This window comes from Streptomyces sp. PR69, from assembly GCF_026420845.1.
Lineage (GTDB): Bacteria > Actinomycetota > Actinomycetes > Streptomycetales > Streptomycetaceae > Streptomyces.
The window spans coordinates 135191-154225 of record NZ_JAOWCB010000014.1 but is presented as its reverse complement, the minus strand read 5'-3'; the positions used below and the strand labels follow the sequence as shown (position 1 = coordinate 154225).

Genomic DNA, 19035 nt, shown 5'->3' with positions numbered 1-19035 from the left:
CATGGCAGACCAGTCCCAGACGCGCCGCGTCTCCTTCTTCGACACCACCCTGCGCGACGGCGAGCAGGCGCCCGCCAACGCCATGGGCCCCAAGGACAAGCTCGACCTCGCCCTGCGCATCGAGGACCTCGGCGTCGACTACATCGAGACGGGATTCCCCGCCTCCTCGCCCAGCGACTTCGAAGCCACCCGCCTCATCGCCAAGCATCTGACCCGCGCCCGCTTCACCACCTTCTGCCGCGCCGTCTCCTCGGACATCGTCACCGCCGTCGAGGCGGGCGGCACCGCCAACCACCAGATCCAGATCGCCGCCACCGGCAGCAAGATGCACTGCGAGCACAAGCGGCGCATCACTCCCCGGCAGGCCGTCGAGGAGGTCGTCGAGGCGGTCGGGCTCGCCCGCTCCTTCGGCGTCGAATCCGTCTCCGTCGGCATCGAGGACGCCAGCCGCGGCGAGGAGGACCTGCTGCGCCCGATGACGGAACGCGCCATCGAGGCCGGAGCCACCTGCTTCGTGGTGGCCGACACCTCGGGCTCGATGACCCCCGGGGAGTACGCCGCCCTCATCCGCACGTTCCGCGCCTGGGCGCCGTCCCCCATCCGCATCGCCACCCACTGCCACGAGGACTTCGGCCTGTCCACCGCCAACGCCCTGGCGGGCCTGGTCGCGGGCGCCGACGAGGTCCAGGCCACCCTCGGCGGCATCGGCGAGCGCGCCGGCAACACCGCGCTGGAGGAGATCGCGGCACTCCTCGCCTACAAGCAGGACGTCACCGGGCTGCACACCGACATCGACTTGCCGAAGATGTATGAGGCTTACGGCGTATTGCGGCGCATCGTGAACCTGCCGGAGCCACGCAACAAAGCCATCTTCGGCACCTACGCCTTCGGCACGGCGGCGGGCATCCACCAGCAGGGGATGCTGCGCAATCCGGCCACCTACGAGTACGTCGAGCCCGAGCGGTTCGGCCGTCAGCGCTCCATCCTGATCGGCCGCCACTCCGGCCGCTCGGTGCTGCGCCATCTGCTGGACAGGATCGGCCACCCGGTCGACGACGGGCAGCTGGACACGCTCTACCGCATCCACATCGCCGAACGCGAAGGAGGCGACTGCGAGGACCTCGACGTCCTCCAGGCACGGCTTCAGCGCGAACTCAAGGGATGCGCCCTGGAGGCGATCTGACCTCAGGCCGAACATCTGGGGGCGCCCGCCCGACGGCGTGCGGGCGCCCCCAGAACGGCCCGTACCATCCCAACCGGGGACACCCGGCGGTCCTGCCCCGGACCCATCGCCGGGGCGCCCTCGCAAGGCTTCAGTACACAGGGGGAAATACCTTGACCCGCATCGTGCGATCCGACGACATCCACGGCCTGGTCTCTGCCGCGGACCGGCTGCGCCGGGGCGCGCTCGTCATCGCTCCCACGGACTCCGGGTACGGGTTGTTCTGCGACCCGTTCAACGACGTCGCCGCCGACAAGCTGCGGGCCGCCCGGCCCCGCTCCGCCGGAGGATCGCTGTCCCTGCTGGTCTCCGCGCCGCCCGAATGGCAGCGCTGGGCCTGCGCCCCGCACCATCCGGGCCTCCAGGCACTGCTCGACGAGGTGTGGCCGGGACCGCTCGGCGTCGTCGCGCCCGCCCGCCCGGTGCTGCCCTCCTGGCTGGTCTCCGGCACGGGCGCCGTGACCGTCGTGCACCACGCGAGCCGCACCCTCAACCTGCTCTCCCTCTACAGCGGGCTGCCCCTCGCCGCCGCCTCCGCCAGCGTGCACGGCCGCGACGGCGTCAGGACGGCCGGCCTCCAGGCCGTCCGGGCCGAACTGGAGAGCGCCGTCGACCTGATCGTCGAGGCCCCGGAAGGAGCCGTGGGCGACCCGCCGCCCACCGTCAGCACCGTCGTCTCGGTGGTCGGCCCCCGGGCGCGCCTGCTGCGTGCGGGAGCGGTCGGCGTCGATGTGCTCAGCCGCCGCCTCGGCGTCCTCGACGGCGACGGGGTCACCTTCGAGAGCGGGAGGTAGCACGATGCTCATCCGGTCACTCGGCGAACACTGGCCAGCCGCCGACGGAGCCGCCGCGCCCCCGGAGGAGCGCAAACCCGGAGTCGTCCTCGCCGAGCACGACCCGATCGCCCGCCGGGTGCTGGGCACGGTCCTGCGCGACGCGCCCCAGCTCGACTACATCTGCTGCGTCGACAGCCACCGGCCCGTCGCCGAGTGGCCGGTCGGCCGCGCCGACGTCGTCGTCATCGCCGTCGGCGCGCAGGACGAATTCGCGGCGGCCGCACGCACACTGGCCGCCGCCCGCAAGGTGCTGCTGGTCGGCACCGGCTGGACCCGGCCGCGCCTGGCGGCCGGGCTGGACGCGGGCGCCACCGGTTTTCTCGTCAAGGACACCGAGATCGGCCGCCTCGCCACCGCCGCGCACGCCGTCGCCGACGGGCACCTCGTGCTCTCGCCCGCCCTCGCCGGCCTGCTCGCCCACAGCCCCGGCGCGTCGTCCGCGCCGACGCCCCGCCAGGCCGCCGCCCCGCCGCGGGCCGCCGTCTCCGGCGTGCCCGGCGCCAGCGCCGGAACCGCCCGCGCCGCACGCCGGCCCGGCCCCGAACGCCTCCTGGAGTCCCTCACCCAGCGCGAGCGCGAGGTCCTCGACCTGCTCGCCGACGGTCTGTCCACCGCCGAGGTCGCGCGGGCCCTCACCCTGTCCCCGGCGACCGTGAAGAGCCATGTCTCCCACGCGCTCACCAAGCTCGACACCCGCAACCGGGTGGAAGCCGTGCTGCTCGTCCAGCGCATCCGCTACGCCACCGGACAACGCGACACCGGACAACGCGACGCGGGCTGACCCGCCCGCCCGGCGACGCTCCCGTGCCCCGCGACGCCGCGCGGGGCATGGGAGTTCCCGGGTCGCGTCACATCAGGTCCGTGCGGGGACCGCCGCCTTGCCCGGCGCCAGCGGCACGGCTGCCAGCGCGGCCACCGCCAGCAGGGCCCACACTGCCGTCCAGGATGTGCCGTCCAGCAGCAGCGGTATGAGCAGCGGGGTCAGAAACGCCCCGGTGAACGCCGTCGTGTTCTCCAGGCCCAGGGCCGTACCGGCCCGCTGCGCCCCGGCCATGGCCGCGATCTCCGTATAGGCGACCCCGTGCCAGGCGTTGGCCAGCAGTCCGCCGACCGCGAGGGCGGCCGCGACCAGCAGCACAGGCGCGGAGCTGAGCGCCGCCGCGCCCGCCATGGCGATGCCCGTGGTCACCCCGATGAACTTCACATAGGTACGCCGGTTCTTCTTGCGGTCGGTGTAGCGACCGCTCCACACGCGGACCGCCGCCCCGCCGATCTGCACCACGAGGATGGTGGCGCTGCCCACGACCAGCCCCGCTCCCTTGGCGTCATGCAGGAAGATGCCGGCGAAGGACAGCACCGCGATCTGCGGCATCGTCAGCAGCGCGCTGGCCAGCGCCAGCCGCCAGCAGTCCCAGCGGCGCAGCGGCGAACGGGTGTCCGCCGGTGCGGCGGCGGTCGCCGCGCCGGCCGTCGCCGGGAGCTCGTCGGGCTCATGCAGCCACCGCCAAGTCGCGGCCAGCGTCACCAGGCAGAAGGCGGCCAGCACCGCGAAGACCGGGCGGAAGCCGTACCCGTCCGCCAGCCATGGCAGCAGCGCCGCGCCGATCGCGCCGCCCGCCGGGATGGCGGTCTGCCGGATGCTCATGGCGAAGCCGCGCTGGCCCTCGTGGAACCAGACCATCACGGCACGCCCTGAGGAACCGTTGACGCTGCCGCCGAGCAGGCCGACCAGCAGCATGCAGAAGGCCAGCAGCGCCACGCCCGGAACCGAGCCGCCCGAGGGCACGGCGAAGACGGCCATGAGGGCCAGCACCGCACCGGTCGACGCCAGTCCGGTCATCAGCACCCGGCGGTCGCCGTACCGGTCGGTCAGCAGGCCCCACAGGATCTCGGAGACGGCGACCCCGAGCAGGATGCCGCCGAGCACGATGCCCAGCTGGCTGGTGGACAGGTGGTACTCGGACCGCATCACCGTGCCGGTGACGGGGATGCCCGCGAACGCGGCGGAGAAACTCGCCTGCGCCGCGACGCCGATGCCGAGCACGGTCCACCGGTGGTTCGGGCCGAACCGGCCGGCGGACCGCACCTCGGGCGCGCCGCCGGGGGCGTCGGTTGCGGTGGGCGGGGAGACGGACACACTCACTCCTTCTGGAGCGCACTTCAAAGCGGGGGAAGTTCAAAGCGCGGGGAAGAGGGCCGCCGGGCGGGATGCGCCCGCCCGGCGGCACGGCTGATCAGACGGGCTGGACGGGCTGTTCCCACACCACGAGCGCGAGACAGCCCTTGGGGCTGCGCGGGGCGTGCACACTGCCCGGCTCCAGCACCAGCAGGCTGCCCGCCGGGTGCAGGCCCCCTTCCGTCTCCAGTTCACCGCTCAGCACATAGATCAGCTCAAAGCCCGGGTGCCGGTGCGACCGGGCCTCTGCCCCCGGCAGATAGCGCACCACCGCGGCGGCCGGGCCCTGCGGCCCGGTCTGCTCGGTGGAGTACAGACGGTGTATCTCGGCGCCGACGCGGCCATCGCTGACCAGGGGCTCGAACTCCAGCTCGGCCAGGCCGAACTCGCCTGACGGCAGGTTCGCGAAGAGCGTCGGCAGCTGCTCGGCAAGGGTGCTTGCGGACATGCGGGGTGGGTTCCTCGGGTGTGCGGTGGTGGTGCGCGCCTGGAGCGACGCGTACGGGGGAATCGGCGGGCGGTGCGGCGGGCTGCTCAGGCGCCGTCGCCGACGCGGCCGGGCACACCGTCGATCCACTTGTCGGAGTGCCGGTCCATGGCCGCCTGGTCCCTGAAGGCATAGGTCTTCAGCAGCCAGCGCTGCCGGGCCGCCTCAGGGTCGTTGATCTCCATCTTGTCCCGGCTGTGCAGGCCGTCCTGGTTGGCGAAGGCGAACAGGTCGCCGGTCAGGATGCGGTGCCGCTGCTTGTCGGCGCGGACCAGGGCGTTCTTCAGGGCGAGCAGCGCGTCCTTGGCGGCCTCGGGCGCCGAGGACGTGACCGTGGTCGTGGTGTCCAGGTAGCGGAAGCTGTGCTCGTTCTCCAGGATGGCGTGGTCGTCAGAGACCGACAGGGCGCCGTTGTTGTCGCGGGAGAAGACGTCGTACGGAGTGTGGAAGTACGGCTGGCGCAGCACCTGCTGCTGCTCCTCGGTGAGGTGCGCGAGCAGCTCGCGGCCGTCCACGAAGCCCGTGTAGATGTAGTCGGTGGCCGGGGTGCGCATGCCCAGCAGCGAGATGTAGTCGGCGCGCACCGGGTGCGCGGTGCGGTCGTTGTGGTAGACCAGCTCGCTGTCGCTGAACCCGGTCTGCATCCCGCTGTACTTGTTGATGGCGATGACGTCGATGAAGAAGTCGCCGTTGAAGCGGGTGCCGTAGGACAGCAGCGGGGTGCCCAGCAGCTGGTTGAAGAGTTCGAGCAGCGCCTCGCCGACGTAGGTCTTCTTCTTCAGGTGCTTGTCCGCGACCGGGTCGTCCAGGTCGAGCACCGGGATCTCCGCGTCCAGGGGCACATTGCGCAGCACATGGGCCTGGCCGACGCCGCTGTGCCGGTCGGCGCGGATGCGCTCGCACACCTCGGCGAAGAAGGCGGGAACCTCGCCGCGGTCGATGACGTCGGTCACCGCACGGCTGAACGCCACATAGTCCTCGTACGGGCTCTTGCCGATGCTCTCCAGCACAGCGAAGAGCTCCCCGCGCTCGGCATCGGACAATGCGTAGATGGGTTCCATCGATAACCAATTCTCTGCGCGTGGCACAAAAATGCGCCGGTGGTTCCGTTCTCCTCGATTCTCGGATTTCGACCGGCCGTCCGGCATCGTCCGGCAGTGGATCTTCCGCGGGCGCATCGTCGGAAAGTGGAGCCGCCACGGCGGAGTCCTCCACCAAAGGTGGAGCCGGTGAAATGAATCGGTGGAATGAATCGGTGGAACCAGCCGGCGGAACCAGTCGGTGGAATCCGGGAAACGGGCCCCGCATACGACGGCGGCCGCTCCCCCGGCGTCAGTGCAGGGGAAGCGGCCGCCGTGTGCGGTGTGTCTCAGAGCGTGTCGCCCACCAGGAGGGCCAGGTCCAGGGTGCGGTGCGAGAAGCCCGTCTCGTTGTCGTACCAGCCCACGACCTTGACGACCGAACCGCCGCCCGGACGGTCGCTGACCATCGTCAGCCCGGCGTCGAAGGTGCAGGAGGCGGGGGAGCCCACGATGTCCGAGGAGACGATCGGCGCCTCGGTGTACTCCAGGAACCCGGCCAGCTCACCCTCCGCGGCCTTGCGGAACGCCTCGTTGACCTCGCCGGCGGTGACGGCGGCCTCCAGTTCGACGGTCAGGTCGACCACCGACCCGTCGATGACCGGCACCCGCATGGACAGGCCGTCGAGCCGGCCGTCGAGCCGGGGCAGCACCTTGCCGATGGCGCGCGCCGCGCCGGTGCTGGTGGGCACGATGTTCGCGGCGGCCGCCCGGGCACGCCGGTAGTCCTTGTGGGGGACGTCCTGGAGCCGCTGGTCGCTGGTGTAGGCGTGGACGGTGTTCATCAGGCCGCGCAGCACGCGGTAGTGGTCGTCCAGCACCTTCGCCAGCATCGCCGCGCAGTTGGTGGTGCAGGAGGCGTTGGACAGCACGGTGTGCTCCGGCCCGACGGCGTCGGAGTTGACGCCCATCACCACCGTCAGGTCCTCGTTCCTGGCCGGGGCGGAGATCAGCACCCGCCGCGCGCCCGCGTCCAGGTGGCGGCGGGCGGCGGCCGCGTCGGTGAAGACGCCGGTCGACTCGACCACCACGTCCGCCCGCAGCTCGGCCCACGGCAGGTCGGCCGGGTCGCGCTGCTGGAGCACCCGTATCCGGCGGCCCGCGACCTCCAGGCAGCCGTCCGCCACCCGAACCGCGTCCGGCAGCCGGCCGTGCACGGAGTCGTACTGGAAAAGATGGGCCAGCAGCTCCGGATCGGCGAGGTCGTTGACGGCGACGACCTCCACATCGGTCCTGCCGAGGGCGGCGCGCGCCACGGTGCGGCCGATGCGGCCGAATCCGTTGATGGCCAAGCGCAGAGTCATCGTCCGGTTTCCCTTCTCGGATTCCGCAGAGCGAATCCTGACGTGTGCGGCGAAGGTCCAGCCGAAATCCAGCAGAAATCCAGCCGGGCATCCACCGAATTGCCGTCGGATTCCCGGCGGGCGATGACGGATGCGGCATGGAAACGGTGGACCAGATTCCGGAGTCTACGCACCGTGCCGGCCGTTGACGCGCAATCGGCGGGGAGGCTGCCGATTCGTTCGCCGACTTCGGCAAGTTGACGGGGAATTCCGGCACGCCTATGCGGTACGGCGGCGCAGCGTGGCCGCGCCCAGGGCGAGGACCAGAACCGCGCAGCCCGCGACGACGAGGACGTCCCGAAGGAAGTCGCCGGTGGCGTCCGGGTGGCGCAGGACCTGGGTCATGGCGTCGACGGCGTACGACATGGGCAGGACGTTCGAGACCGCTTCCAGGACGGGCTGCATGTTCGCGCGGGCGGTGAACAGTCCGCACAGCAGCAGCTGAGGGAAGATCACGGCCGGCATGAACTGGACCGCCTGGAACTCGGAGGCGGCGAAGGCGGAGACGAAGAGGCCGAGGGCCGTGCCGAGCAGGGCGTCGAGGAGTGCCACCAGGAGCAGCAGCCAGGGCGAGCCGATGATGTCGAGGCCCAGGGCCCAGAGTGAGAGTCCGGTGGCGAGGAGGGACTGGACGATGGCGATGAGGCCGAAGGCCAGGGCGTAGCCCGCGATGAGGTCGCCCTTGCCCAGGGGCAGGGCGAGGAGCCGCTCCAGGGTGCCGGAGGTGCGTTCGCGCAGGGTGGCGATGGAGGTGACCAGGAACATCGTGATCAGCGGGAAGATACCGAGCAGCGAGGCGCCGATGGAGTCGAAGGTCTGCGGGCTGCCGTCGAAGACATAGCGCAGCAGGACGAGCATGACGCACGGGACCAGCAGCATCAGCGCGATGGAGCGGGGGTCGTGGCGCAGCTGGCGCAGCACCCGGGCGGCGGTGGCGAGGGTGCGTGCCGCGGAGGGCGCGAGGCCCCCCTGAGGGGAGGCGGCGGAGGGCGCGGAGCGGGTCGTGGTCATCGGCGGTTCTCCCGGGGGGCGGCGGCGTCGCGCGCCGCGGCGTCGGCCTGGTCGACCAGGTGGAGGAAGGCCTGTTCGACGGTGTCGCAGCGGGTGCGGGTACGCAGGGCGTCGGGGGTGTCCTCGGCGAGGAGCTGCCCCTCGCGCATGAGCAGCAGCCGGTGGCAGCGCTCGGCTTCGTCCATGACATGGGAGGAGACGAGGATCGTCGTGCCGCGTTCACCGGCGAGGCGGTGGAAGAGGTCCCACAGGTCGCGGCGGAGTACGGGGTCGAGCCCGACGGTCGGTTCGTCGAGGACGAGGAGTTCGGGCGTACCGAGGAGGGCGACCGCGAGGGAGACGCGGCTGCGCTGGCCGCCGGAGAGCCTGCCGGCCAGGGCGTCGGCGTGTGAGGCGAGGTCGACGTCCTCGATGGCGCGGGTGATGTGCTGACGCCGGATTTCGGCGCGGCGGCGGCCCGGCAGCAGCACGGAGGCGAAATAGTCGAGGTTCTGCCGGACCGTCAGGTCGTCGTAGACGGACGGGGCCTGGGTGACATAGCCGATCCGGCTGCGGAGCGAGGCGTCCCCGGCGGGGCGGCTGAGGACTTCGAGGGTCCCGGTGACTCTGGCCTGGGTGCCGACGAGAGCGCGCATCAGGGTCGACTTGCCGCATCCGGAGGGCCCGAGCAGACCGGTGATACGGCCGGGCCAGACGGTGAAGTCGAGCCCGCGCAGGACGGTGCGGTCTCCGCGTACGACGGTGAGGCCGCGGGCGAGCACGGCAGCACCAGAAGAATTCATCATGTGATGAATAATCCTCCTGGTGCTGCCGGCCGTCAAGCCATGGCAGGCGTCACAGGCCGGGAATCACAGGCCGGGAATCAGCGGAATCGCCGACGGGCGGCGCGCGGCCAGCCGCAGGAAGCGGACCGTGGAGCGGACCACCTGCTCCTTGGCGCGGGCGGCCGTCCGGCCGGTGAGCACCCGGTCGCGGGGCGAGTCGTCCGGCCGTACGAACTGGATCAGCCCGTCATGGCGGCCGAGGCTCACACACTGCGCCGTGAACCCGAAGCTCAGGGGCTTCGGGGTGCGGCCCCGCGCCTCGGCCAGGATCGACGACGCCACATGCGACCCGGTGGGCAGAGCGGTGGCGCAGGCCATGCGCAGCGCGCCGGGCGCGGGCGCGTGGGAGGCGGCCGCGTCCCCGGCCGCGTACACCTCGGGGTGGGTGAGGGAGCGCAGCGAGGCGTCGACCGCGATCCGGCCGGACCCCTCCGGGTCGAGGGCCAGTCCGGCGGCCGCGGCGAGGGCGGTGTTGGGGACCATGGAGGCCGCCCACACCACGGCGTCGGCGTCCACCTCTGACGCGTCCGTGACCCGGCGGCCCTCCTCGACGCGGACGCCCCGCGCGGCGAGCACCGTATGGATGTGGTCCCGGCCGCGGCCGGAGCAGCCGGCGGCGAGCGGACCGGCGGACAGCAGCCGCACCGACCACTCGGGGTACGCCTCGGCCAGCTCGGCGGCCAGCTCCACGCCGGTGAGCCCGCCGCCGACGACGGCCAGGCCGCCGGGGCCGTCCGCGAGCCGCTTGCGCAAGGCCTCCGCGGATTCGGCGCTGTAGGCGCGTTCGTCCGCGGCGTCGCCCTGCGGGCCGAAGGGGCGGCCGGGAGGCTGGCCGGTGCGGCTGCCCAGGGCGTAGACAAGCCGGTCGTACGGAACGATCCGGCCGTCGTCCGTGGTCACCTGACGGGCCGCCGGGTCCAGGGCCGTGGCGCGCGCCGCCAGATGCCGCACGCCGGTGCCGCGCAGCAGCTGTTGCAGGGGGTGCGTGACATCCGGGCGGCCCGCGGCCAGCTCATGCAGGCGGACGCGTTCGGTGAACCGGTCGCTGGGGTCCACCAGGAGCACATCGGCGTGCGGGGCCAGTCGCAGAGCGGCCAGCAGACCTGCGTAGCCCGCGCCGAGCACGACGATCTGCTGCCTGGTCCGCTGCCTGGTCGAGTTCTGCCGTGTGGTGTTGGCGTTGGTGTTCATGCAAGGGGGACGACGCGGGCGCGCCGAGTGTGACAGCCCCGTACGTCACAGACTTCCCAGGCTCCCGAGATCCAGATGGCGGAGCTTGTCCGGGTTGACGACGGCGTCGATCTCGGTGATCCGCCCCCGGTGCACGGTGAAGCCGAAGACTGCCGCCTGACCGCTCGCCGAGTCGGTGAAGACCAGGCCCGGCGCGCCGTTCACCTCGCGGACGACCACCCGCATCGTGGCGGGGTCGAAGCCGCGCATCAGACCGTGGGCGTAGCGGGCCACCTTGTCGCCGCCCAGCACCGGACGCCGCGCGGCCGTGATCTTTCCGCCGCCGTCGGAGCGCCACACCACCTCGGGGTCGAGCACTTCCAGCAGCCCCTCCAGATCCCCGCCCATGACCGCGGCCAGAAAGGTGTCGACGGCCCGGCGGTGCTCCGTGCGGTCGACGGAGCGGCGCGGAGCCTCGGCCCGCACCCGGCGGCGGGCGCGCGAGGCCAGCTGCCGTACGGATTCCGGGGTGCGGCCGACCACCTCGGCGATCTCGGGGAAGGAGACGGCGAAGACGTCATGCAGGATGAAAGCCGTGCGCTCCGCGGGAGTGAGCCGCTCCAGCACGGTGAGCAGCGCGATCCCCACGGATTCATCGAGGGTGACGCGGTCCGCGGGGTCGGACGGGCCCGCCGCGGCCGGGCCGCCGGCGCCCGTCCCCGCCGCGACGACCGGCTCCGGAAGCCAGGGGCCGACATACGCCTCACGGCGGGCACGGGCCGAGCCCAGCTGGTCGTAGCAGATCCGGCTGACCACGGTCGTCAGATACGCGCGCGGGTCGGCGGCCTCGCCGTCCGGCAGGGCCTGCCAGCGCAGCCACGCCTCCTGCACGGCGTCATCGGAGTCGGCGACCGACCCGGTGATGCGGTAGGCGATCCCCCACAGTCGGCTGCGCTGCTCCTCGAATTCGGCCAGCTCGGCCATCTCCTGCCCCTCTCCCTCGTGCGACTGAACGTACTGCGGACAAGGGGATGACGACGCGGCCGCCCGGAGTGTGACGCCGGGGCGGCCCGTGTTCCGGGGCTGCACGTGTGCCGGGGTTACCTGCGCTTGGGCTTCTTGCGCGCCGCGGGGTTCCCGGCGCGGCTGCCGCGCCGCTTCTCGTACTGCCTGCGGGCCGTCTCGTACTCCTCGCGGTGCAGCTTCTCGCCCGGGGCCTCGGCCAGCGAGCGGAGGAAGTAAGCCAGCAGCGAGCCGACGAAGCCGATCGCCTTCAGGCTGCGCAGCGAGTCATCGGCGGGCGAGCCGCTGGGGCGGCGGGTGAAGCCCTCCCACGTCTTGCGGAAGGCGATGGCGCTGCACACCGCGAACATGGCGATGACCAGGCCATTGACAAAGCCGCCGACCTGGGCGATCGACAGCCCTTCATAGGCGAACCGCAGCACCAGACAGCCCGCGACGGCGGCGGCGAGCGAGCCGGCGGCCACACCGATGCGGCGCAGCCCGTAGCCGCCGTCGTGGGCGACCCACGTGACGCCGAAGAAACGGATCGGCTCGGGCTGCGGCCCGGCGGGGCTGGAGTGCTGCTGGTTCTCGCTCACAGGGGCGATTATCCCCTGTGGGCGTCCCGGCTCTCAGTTGCAGCGGACCGCGACATAGCCGTCGCTGCCGGTGTAGACATACGCGTCCGAGACAAACTCGCCGTTGCCGATGTTGTCCCAGATGTTGGAGGTGCCGTACGGGCCGCGGACCCACTCCCCCGGCTTCTGGCAGTTGATCGGCACACGCGCGCCGTACGGAAGCACGCGGACGATGCGGTAGTTGGTGCCGGGGCCGCTGCGGACGTTGAGGCGGACGCCGGGGGCGACCGGATAGCGCTTGGCCGCCAGAGTCTCCGCGGCCATGCCCGCGGCCCCGGCTCCCGCCGCCGCTGCTGCTTCGAAATCTTCGACGGACATCCTTGGTCCCCCCGCTGTCGGCATCCGCGCGGTTCCCTCCGCGCTCGCCGCGAGGCTAGCAAGCGATGGCTGGATCGCACGCGTCATCGACTAGGCTCCGAGCGTCGCGCTTGCGCACGAAACACACGGGGGTGGGCCCATGCCGCCGCGGCGCAGCATCGAGCCGGTCGAGACGGTCAGCGGCTCGTTTCCGGAAGCGGAGCCCTTGCAATACGCCGGGCAGTACCGCCTTGAGGCATGCCTCGGCACCGGCGGCATGGGCGTCGTACACCGGGCCGCCTCCGATTCCGGGCTACGGCTCGCGGTCAAGGTCATTCATGCCGAGCACGCCTCCGACCCGGAGTTCCGCGCACGGTTCCGGCAGGAGGTGACGGCCGCCCGGCGGGTCAGCGGGGCGTTCACGGCCTCCGTCGTCGACGCCGACCCCGACGCCGAACGGCCCTGGATGGCGACGCTGTTCATCGACGGGCCGACCCTCGCCGAGCAGGTGAAGCGGAACGGTCCGCTGGACGCCGAGCAGCTGCGCAGACTCGGCGCCGGGCTCGCGGAGGCGCTGCGCGACATACACCGGGCGGGCGTGGTGCACCGCGACCTCAAACCAAGCAATGTGCTGCTCGCCGAAGACGGACCGAAAGTCATCGACTTCGGGATCTCCCGGCCCGCGGACAGCGAACTCCACACGGAGACGGGAAAGCTGATCGGCACACCGCCGTTCATGGCCCCCGAGCAGTTCCAGCGGCCACGCGAAGTGGGGCCGGAGGCCGACGTCTTCGCGATGGGCGCGGTGCTGGTGCACGCGGCCACCGGGCGTGGGCCGTTCGACTCGGACAGCCCGTACATCGTGGCGTACCAGGTCGTGCACAACGAGCCGGATCTGGCGGGCGTCCCCGCCGGGCTCGCGCCGCTGCTGCGCCGGTGTCTGGCGAAGGACCCCGCCGAACGCCCCACGCCGGGAGAGGTGATGGTCGCGCTGCGGGCCTTCTCGCCCACGGCGGCGCACGACACCCAGGCGTACATCCCGGCGCAGCGGGAACCGGACGGCGCGGGCAGGGCGGACGGAGCGGATTCCGGCGGCCCGGAGCCCGCGCCGCCCGGACCGCGGCGCCGGGCCCGCTGGCTGGCGGCGGCCGCGGCGGCGTTCACCCTCGGTGCGGCCGGGGCGATGGGCCTCGTCGCGCTGCACGGCGAGACGGACGACGGCGCGGCCGCCCACCCCTCGGCCTCGGCTGGGCAGTCGGCCCCCGGGCCGGGCTTCCGGCCCTGGAGCATCACCCTGGGCGGCGACGGCGACGGCGACGGCGACGGAAGCCGGACGCCCGTGTGCTCCGCATCGGGGGATTCGCTCTACTGCGCCGCTCCCGGCGTGAAGGCGGCGCGGCTCAGCACGGCCGACGGGCACGTCCTGTGGTCCGTACGGGCCGACGGCGGCGGGGCGCAGACCGACGAGGGCGGCGCGCCCGTGCGCATGGGCGGACTGCTGCTGGTGACCGCCCCCGGCGGCGGGCGGCTGGAGGCGCTCGACCCGGAGTCCGGCGCGGTGCGCTGGCAGCTGGAGACCGCCTCGTACGCGACCGTCGAGTACGCGGGCGACGACACCGTGCTGCTCGTCGCGGCCGACGGGCTGGTGCGGGCCGTCGACGCGGCGACCGGCCAGGAGCGCTGGGCCCGGCGGCACGGCGGGGTCGGCACACAGTGGACCGCCGCCCCGGCGGGCGGCGGGCCCCTCGTGGCCGCCACCCCGGCCGTGGACGGCGCGTCCACACTCATCACCGCGGTCGACCCGGTCAGCGGGGACCCGCTCTGGCAGCGGCGTGCGCCCGGCGTACTGAGCCCCGCGGGGCGCACCGGCAGCGCGCTGTTCCTGCTGGCAGCCGACAGGGACGGCTTCACCGACGCGGTGGTGCGCGTCGACGTCCCGTCCGAAGGACGGGACATCCGGAGAATCCCGCTCTCCGCCCCGCTCGACCAGGCCCAGGCCGCCGTGGTCGACGACACCGTGTACCTCAGCGGGGCGGGCGGCTCGCTCCTCGCCGTCAGCGGGGAGCGGCAGCTCTGGCGGCGGGAGCTCGGCGTCACCCATCTGTCCCGGCCCGCCGGCGACGGCAACGGCGTGTACGTCTCCGCCGGGGACGGGCGGCTGCTCGCGGTCGACGCGGAGAGCGGGGTGCTGCTCGGACAGACGCGCCCGAGGATGGCGGACGGTCCGCACACCTTCCCCTCCGTGCTTCCGGCCCCCGTCACCGCCGGCCCCGACCGCATCGCCGGGACCGCCCCCGACGGCTCCGTCTTCGCCCAGGAGGCGGGGGACCCCGGGGGCTGGTAGCCGCCGTTCCCCGCGCGTGCGGGTTTCCGGCCCCCGGGCCGGGCGGCCGCCCGTGCGTGCGGGCCGCCCGGGGCCCGGGCGGGCGCCCTTCCCACCCTCCCGCCCGTTTCCAGCACCCCGCCGGGCAGCCGAACAGCAGTCGGCCCACACCGTGGCCGGGGCCGATCATGCTGGGTGGTGTAGGTGCCTCAGGCGGACAGGACCCCACCCCTGATCGCCTCTGGCAAGTTCGCTGAGACCGCCAGTAGCCAAGCAGGCTTATCTACGCGGCAAGCAGGTGCCCATAGTCGTCGAGCAAGCTGCATACGTCCGGTGCGTCCGCGTGCGTTTGCAGGTGCCGCAGCATGACGCGTGAGCGCTCGGCGGTTCGCTCGCTCGCCACCTCGGCGGACAGCACCCGACGCGCCTCCTGGGCAGCCTGCTCAGGCTCATTCGCGTCGGCCAGGGCCACGACAAGCCACGAGCGGTACAGGGCGACTTCCCGCGCGTGCGTCGCGTCGTAGCCAGCCAGGGCGCTGCTGAGCAGCGGCACGGCTCGCAGTGGTCGCCGCAGTTCCGTGTAGACCCGCGCGTCCATGACGCTGAGTTCCTCGTCACTGACCCAGTAGGACCACTGAGGGGCCTCGCCGCTGGCCTCTGCTGAGAGCGCCTCGTGCGCCTCGCCGAGTGCCCGCATCGCCGGTTGGGACTCCCCGGCTCGGGTGTGCGTCCAGGCGATGCGGTCGTAGAACAGCGCCCGCGCCTTCGGATGAGCGTCCGGCCCCGCCTCGTCCAGCGCTGCGCGCGCAAGATCGACGCCTTCCTGTTCCCGGCCGATGTTGCTCCACTGGTAGGCAAGCGAGCCCGCAAGGTGACCGACGAGAGCCCGGTCCCCTGCTTCACGCGCGGCGGAGATGCCCAGCCGGTACGCCTTCTCGGCTCGGTCGTGGTGCCCGGCATCGCTCGCAATCCATCCAGAGATCTGGGCGAGCTCGCCAATCTGGATGAGGAGCCCACGCCCAACATCCTCCGTGTGGCTGCTCTCCCGATAGAGACGCACAGCAGAGCTCAGCTCGCGGAACGCGGGGGCAAGCAGGTCGCCTCCGGCCAGCACATCGTCGGCCAGCCTCAGCCCATGAACCCTGCCCGCAAGACTTGTCACACTGTCCATCGCAATGCGCTGTCCGCCACCGGACTCCAGAGGCAACAGCAGATCGTCCGGCGGCAGCAACTGGCCGAGCGTCTCGGCAGGGCTGAGCGCCTCGGCAGGGCTGAGCGCCTCAACGGGCAGCGGCTCCCCACGCGCGTATGAAGCTGCACGCTCAAGGTCCCCCGCTGGTGCCCCAAGTGCCTGGGCGATCATCAGTAACCAGCCGTCCGGCACTCGTTCGCCGCGCTCCCATCGGGACACCTCATTCCGCGTCAACGTGGACAGCCCCGACAGCGCACACAACTGGTCGGCAAGCTGCCGCTGGCTCTTCCGCGCCTCGCGCCGCAGCCGCGCGAGATAGGCCCCGAACTGCTTCCGTCGTTCGTTGCTCACCCTGGCCCCCTCTCGAATTCCAGTCTGGCCCCTCCCTGGCCCCCTGTCTGGCCCCCTTCACCGATCAACGGAGGCGATTCGATGAGGAAACGCAGTACCCCGGCGACCGCGCGAACGGTCCCGGGGCGTGGCCAACGCTGATTGGAGCGTCAACATGACTGACCTTATCCGTGTGCTCGCCGGGTGGGCGAGAGTGACCTCTGGGCCCCGTGGCGGGGGTCGGCATCGTGCCCGCCGGGCCGTCCGGGCGCATCCCCCCGTGTCCGGCAGTCCGGCGGGGCTTCCTGCGGTGCGGTCGCCCTACGGACTGGATGAGCCGCTAAACGGGAGCGAGACCGCGCTCGTCCGGCCCTATCTGGTGGCGTGGGAGCGTGGGCAGGAGCGGGCCCGGCAGCAGAGGCGGCGGCTGACGCTGGTCCTCGCGGCGGACTTCGGCATCGGCCTTGACGCCCACGTGGTCGGCGCGGGGGTGCCTGATGGCCAACTCCCCTGAGTCCCCTGCGGCAGAGGCGTGTGAGATCTGCGGGTCGACCACGGGCCCGCTCGCCGTGGTGACGACCGGAACGGCGGGTGGTGTGTGGCGCCGCGCGGTGTGTCAGTCGTGCGCGGCGGCCGGTGTCGGCAGGCTGCCGGTGAGGATGTGCGTACGGTGCAACGCGCTGACGTCGCGGCCGGTGGTCGTCTCCGAGGTGCACGCAGGCTCCGGGCCCGGCTTCAACGTCTACACCTGCCCCGAGTGCGCACCGCACTTCCCGGTGCTGCCGGACGCGCTGGACCTGCTGGAGTCCGGATGGCGCAAGCGGATGGAGGGCGGGCGGTGAGCGCGGCTCGTACGGTCGCCCAGGTGCGGGCTGATGCGGAGCGCTCCGGGCGGTCCGGTGAGTGTGAGTTGGGCGAGCACTCCTTCTGCCACCCGCAGGACGTGTACGCCAGCGGCGCCCGCCACCCTGGTGAGCGGCCGCTCTTCACCCTCCGGTGCGCGTGCGCCTGCCACAAGGCCCCTCCGCCGAAGGGCCGGTAGCGGCCCGTGCGGCCGCGCCGTCCAGGAGACCGGGCCCGTCTGGGGCGGCGGGGCCGGGGCACGGGCGGAGGGGCCGTGCAGGGTCGCCCCCGCTGGGGCCCCCACGCCCCCAGGACGGGGAAAGGGCCCGCGCCCCGCGGAGACCGTCTGGGCGTCAGCCCAGCTTCGTAACGTCCCGCACCGCACCCTTGTCCGCACTCGTCGCCATCGCCGCATACGCCCTCAGCGCCGCCGACACCTTCCGCTCCCGCGCCTTCGGCCCGTACACCCCGCCCCGCGTCTCGCGCCGCGCCGCCAGCGTCGTCTCGTCGACGAGGAGCTCGATCGACCGGCCCGGGATGTCGATGCGGATGCGGTCGCCGTCCTCGACGAGGGCGATCGTCCCGCCGGACGCCGCCTCCGGGGAGGCGTGTCCGATGGAAAGGCCGGACGTGCCGCCCGAGAAGCGCCCGTCGGTGATCAGCGCGCAGGTCTTGCCGAGCCCGCGGCCCTTGAGGAAGGACGTGGGGTAGAGCATCTCCTGCATGCCGGGCCCGCCCTTGGGGCCCTCGTACCGGATGACGACCACGTCGCCGTCCTTGACCTGCTTGTTGAGGATCTTCTCGCAGGCCTCTTCCTGGGACTCGCAGACGACGGCCGGGCCCTCGAAGGTCCAGATCGACTCGTCGACGCCGGCGGTCTTCACGACGCATCCGTCCTCGGCGAGGTTGCCCTTGAGGACGGCCAGCCCGCCGTCCTTGGAGTACGCGTGCTCGGCGGAGCGGATGCAGCCGCCCTCGGCGTCGTCGTCGAGGGCCTCCCACCGCTCGGACTGCGAGAACGCCTCGGCGGAGCGCTTGCAGCCGGGGGCCGCGTGCCACAGTTCGACGGCTTCGGCGGAGGGGGAGCCGCCGCGCACGTCCCAGGTCTTCAGCCAGTCGGCCAGCGAGGGGCTGTGGACGGCCTGCACGTCCTCGTTGAGGAGCCCGGCCCGGTGCAGTTCGCCCAGCAGGGCCGGGATGCCTCCGGCGCGGTGCACGTCCTCCATGTAGTACGTGCGGTCCTTCGCCACGTTCGGCGCGACCTTCGCCAGGCACGGCACGCGCCGCGAGACGGCGTCGATCTCGGTGAGGCCGAAGGGGACGCCGGCCTCCTGGGCCGCGGCCAGCAGATGCAGGATCGTGTTGGTGGAGCCGCCCATGGCGATGTCGAGGGCCATGGCGTTCTCGAAGGCCGCGAACGAGGCGATGGAGCGCGGCAGGACGGTGTGGTCGTCCTGCTCGTAGTGGCGGCGGGTCAGCTCGACGACGGTCCGGGCGGCGTTCTCGTACAGCGCGCGCCGTGCGGTGTGCGTGGCGAGGACCGAGCCGTTGCCGGGCAGGGAGAGCCCGATGGCCTCGGTGAGGCAGTTCATCGAGTTGGCGGTGAACATGCCGGAACAGGACCCGCAGGTCGGACAGGCGTTCTCCTCGATACGGAGGATGTCCTCGTCCGAGACGGAGTCGTTGACGGCGTCGGAGATCGCGTCCACGAGGTCGAGCGTGCGGACCGTGCCGTCGACGAGGGTGGCGCGGCCGGACTCCATGGGCCCGCCCGAGACGAAGACGGTGGGGATGTTGAGGCGCAGCGCGGCCATCAGCATCCCGGGGGTGATCTTGTCGCAGTTGGAGATGCAGATCAGGGCGTCGGCGCAGTGGGCCTCGACCATGTACTCGACCGAGTCGGCGATCAGGTCGCGGGAGGGCAGCGAGTAGAGCATGCCGCCGTGGCCCATGGCGATGCCGTCGTCCACGGCGATGGTGTTGAACTCGCGCGGCACGGCCCCGGCCGCCTTGACGGCCTCCGAGACGATCCGGCCGACCGGCGCGAGATGCGTGTGCCCGGGCACGAACTCCGTGAAGGAGTTGGCGACGGCGACGATCGGCTTGCCGATGTCCTCGCTCGCTACGCCCGACGCCCGCATAAGGGCGCGGGCGCCCGCCATGTTGCGGCCGTGGGTGACAGTGCGGGACCTCAGCTCGGGCATCGCGCTCGCTCCTTAGACGGACCTTGCCTTGGACGGACCCGGGAGAGAAGGGTCCTAG

At 72.4% G+C, this 19035-nt stretch carries 18 protein-coding genes; 6 read left to right on the top strand and 12 right to left on the bottom strand.

The features are described 5' to 3' along the window. Position 1: 1 nt before the first annotated feature. The 3 genes from OF819_RS16270 (at position 2) to OF819_RS16260 (ending at position 2839) form a co-directional block, all read left to right on the top strand. The gene (locus tag OF819_RS16270; RefSeq protein ID WP_267244241.1) at positions 2–1183 is read left to right on the top strand and encodes a LeuA family protein; all 1182 of its coding nucleotides are present in this window, start codon (positions 2–4) and stop codon (positions 1181–1183) included. 152 nt (positions 1184–1335) lie between these two features. Next, the gene (locus OF819_RS16265; protein ID WP_267244240.1) at positions 1336–2016 is read left to right on the top strand and encodes an L-threonylcarbamoyladenylate synthase; all 681 of its coding nucleotides are present in this window, start codon (positions 1336–1338) and stop codon (positions 2014–2016) included. 4 nt (positions 2017–2020) lie between these two features. Beyond that, the gene (locus OF819_RS16260) at positions 2021–2839 is read left to right on the top strand and encodes a LuxR C-terminal-related transcriptional regulator (protein ID WP_267244239.1); all 819 of its coding nucleotides are present in this window, start codon (positions 2021–2023) and stop codon (positions 2837–2839) included. A gap of 72 nt (positions 2840–2911) precedes the next feature. Here the strand turns inward: OF819_RS16260 and OF819_RS16255 are convergent, their stop codons facing one another. The 10 genes from OF819_RS16255 to OF819_RS16210 all read right to left on the bottom strand — a co-directional run bounded on the left by OF819_RS16255 (position 2912) and on the right by OF819_RS16210 (position 12106). Next, entirely contained in the window at positions 2912–4195 is a 1284-nt protein-coding gene (locus OF819_RS16255) for an MFS transporter (RefSeq protein ID WP_267244238.1), read from the bottom strand. A 97-nt stretch (positions 4196–4292) separates the two neighbouring features. After that, positions 4293–4682, bottom strand: coding sequence for a cupin domain-containing protein (locus OF819_RS16250; RefSeq protein ID WP_267244237.1), 390 nt, complete (start codon positions 4680–4682; stop codon positions 4293–4295). An 86-nt stretch (positions 4683–4768) separates the two neighbouring features. Next, entirely contained in the window at positions 4769–5782 is a 1014-nt protein-coding gene (locus OF819_RS16245) for a TauD/TfdA family dioxygenase (RefSeq protein WP_267244236.1), read from the bottom strand. A 308-nt stretch (positions 5783–6090) separates the two neighbouring features. Then, positions 6091–7104 carry a type I glyceraldehyde-3-phosphate dehydrogenase gene (gene gap / locus OF819_RS16240; protein WP_267244235.1) on the bottom strand — a complete coding sequence of 338 codons (1014 nt, stop codon included), beginning with the start codon at positions 7102–7104 and terminating at the stop codon, positions 6091–6093. Positions 7105–7362: 258 nt separating this feature from the next. Beyond that, positions 7363–8154: an ABC transporter permease gene (locus OF819_RS16235; protein WP_267244234.1), complete on the bottom strand. Its 792-nt coding sequence runs from the start codon at positions 8152–8154 to the stop codon at positions 7363–7365. Then, positions 8151–8939: an ABC transporter ATP-binding protein gene (locus OF819_RS16230; protein WP_267244233.1), complete on the bottom strand. Its 789-nt coding sequence runs from the start codon at positions 8937–8939 to the stop codon at positions 8151–8153. The genes OF819_RS16235 and OF819_RS16230 overlap by 4 nt, the downstream gene beginning before the upstream one ends. Before the next feature lie 63 nt (positions 8940–9002). Beyond that, positions 9003–10169 (bottom strand): NAD(P)/FAD-dependent oxidoreductase, encoded by a 1167-nt coding sequence (locus tag OF819_RS16225; protein WP_267244232.1) that lies wholly within the window; start codon positions 10167–10169, stop codon positions 9003–9005. Between the two features lie 45 nt (positions 10170–10214). After that, positions 10215–11132 (bottom strand): RNA polymerase sigma factor SigJ, encoded by a 918-nt coding sequence (gene sigJ, locus OF819_RS16220; RefSeq protein ID WP_267244231.1) that lies wholly within the window; start codon positions 11130–11132, stop codon positions 10215–10217. A gap of 116 nt (positions 11133–11248) precedes the next feature. After that, positions 11249–11749 carry a hypothetical protein gene (locus OF819_RS16215; RefSeq protein WP_267244230.1) on the bottom strand — a complete coding sequence of 167 codons (501 nt, stop codon included), beginning with the start codon at positions 11747–11749 and terminating at the stop codon, positions 11249–11251. Between the two features lie 33 nt (positions 11750–11782). Continuing rightward, positions 11783–12106 carry an SH3 domain-containing protein gene (locus tag OF819_RS16210; protein WP_416370550.1) on the bottom strand — a complete coding sequence of 108 codons (324 nt, stop codon included), beginning with the start codon at positions 12104–12106 and terminating at the stop codon, positions 11783–11785. Between the two features lie 139 nt (positions 12107–12245). Here OF819_RS16210 and OF819_RS16205 point away from each other — a divergent pair, with 139 nt between their 5' ends. Continuing rightward, positions 12246–14429 (top strand): protein kinase domain-containing protein, encoded by a 2184-nt coding sequence (locus tag OF819_RS16205; RefSeq protein ID WP_267244229.1) that lies wholly within the window; start codon positions 12246–12248, stop codon positions 14427–14429. A gap of 262 nt (positions 14430–14691) precedes the next feature. On the opposite strand, the gene OF819_RS16200 is transcribed toward OF819_RS16205, so the two are convergent. Beyond that, the gene (locus OF819_RS16200) at positions 14692–15951 is read right to left on the bottom strand and encodes a helix-turn-helix domain-containing protein (protein WP_267244228.1); all 1260 of its coding nucleotides are present in this window, start codon (positions 15949–15951) and stop codon (positions 14692–14694) included. Between the two features lie 259 nt (positions 15952–16210). Between OF819_RS16200 and OF819_RS16195 the strand changes: the two genes are divergently transcribed. Together OF819_RS16195 and OF819_RS16190 are read left to right on the top strand one after the other, a co-directional pair. Continuing rightward, positions 16211–16444, top strand: a complete 234-nt coding sequence (locus tag OF819_RS16195; protein WP_323748931.1) for a hypothetical protein — start codon at positions 16211–16213, stop codon at positions 16442–16444. Further along, a complete protein-coding gene (locus OF819_RS16190; RefSeq protein ID WP_267244226.1) occupies positions 16428–16772 on the top strand; it encodes a hypothetical protein in 345 nt (114 codons plus the stop codon). Before OF819_RS16195 ends, OF819_RS16190 begins: the two co-directional genes overlap by 17 nt. 354 nt (positions 16773–17126) lie before the next feature. Here OF819_RS16190 and ilvD read toward each other — a convergent pair whose 3' ends face one another. After that, positions 17127–18977 (bottom strand): dihydroxy-acid dehydratase, encoded by a 1851-nt coding sequence (gene ilvD / locus OF819_RS16185; protein WP_267244225.1) that lies wholly within the window; start codon positions 18975–18977, stop codon positions 17127–17129. Positions 18978–19035: the final 58 nt, after the last annotated feature.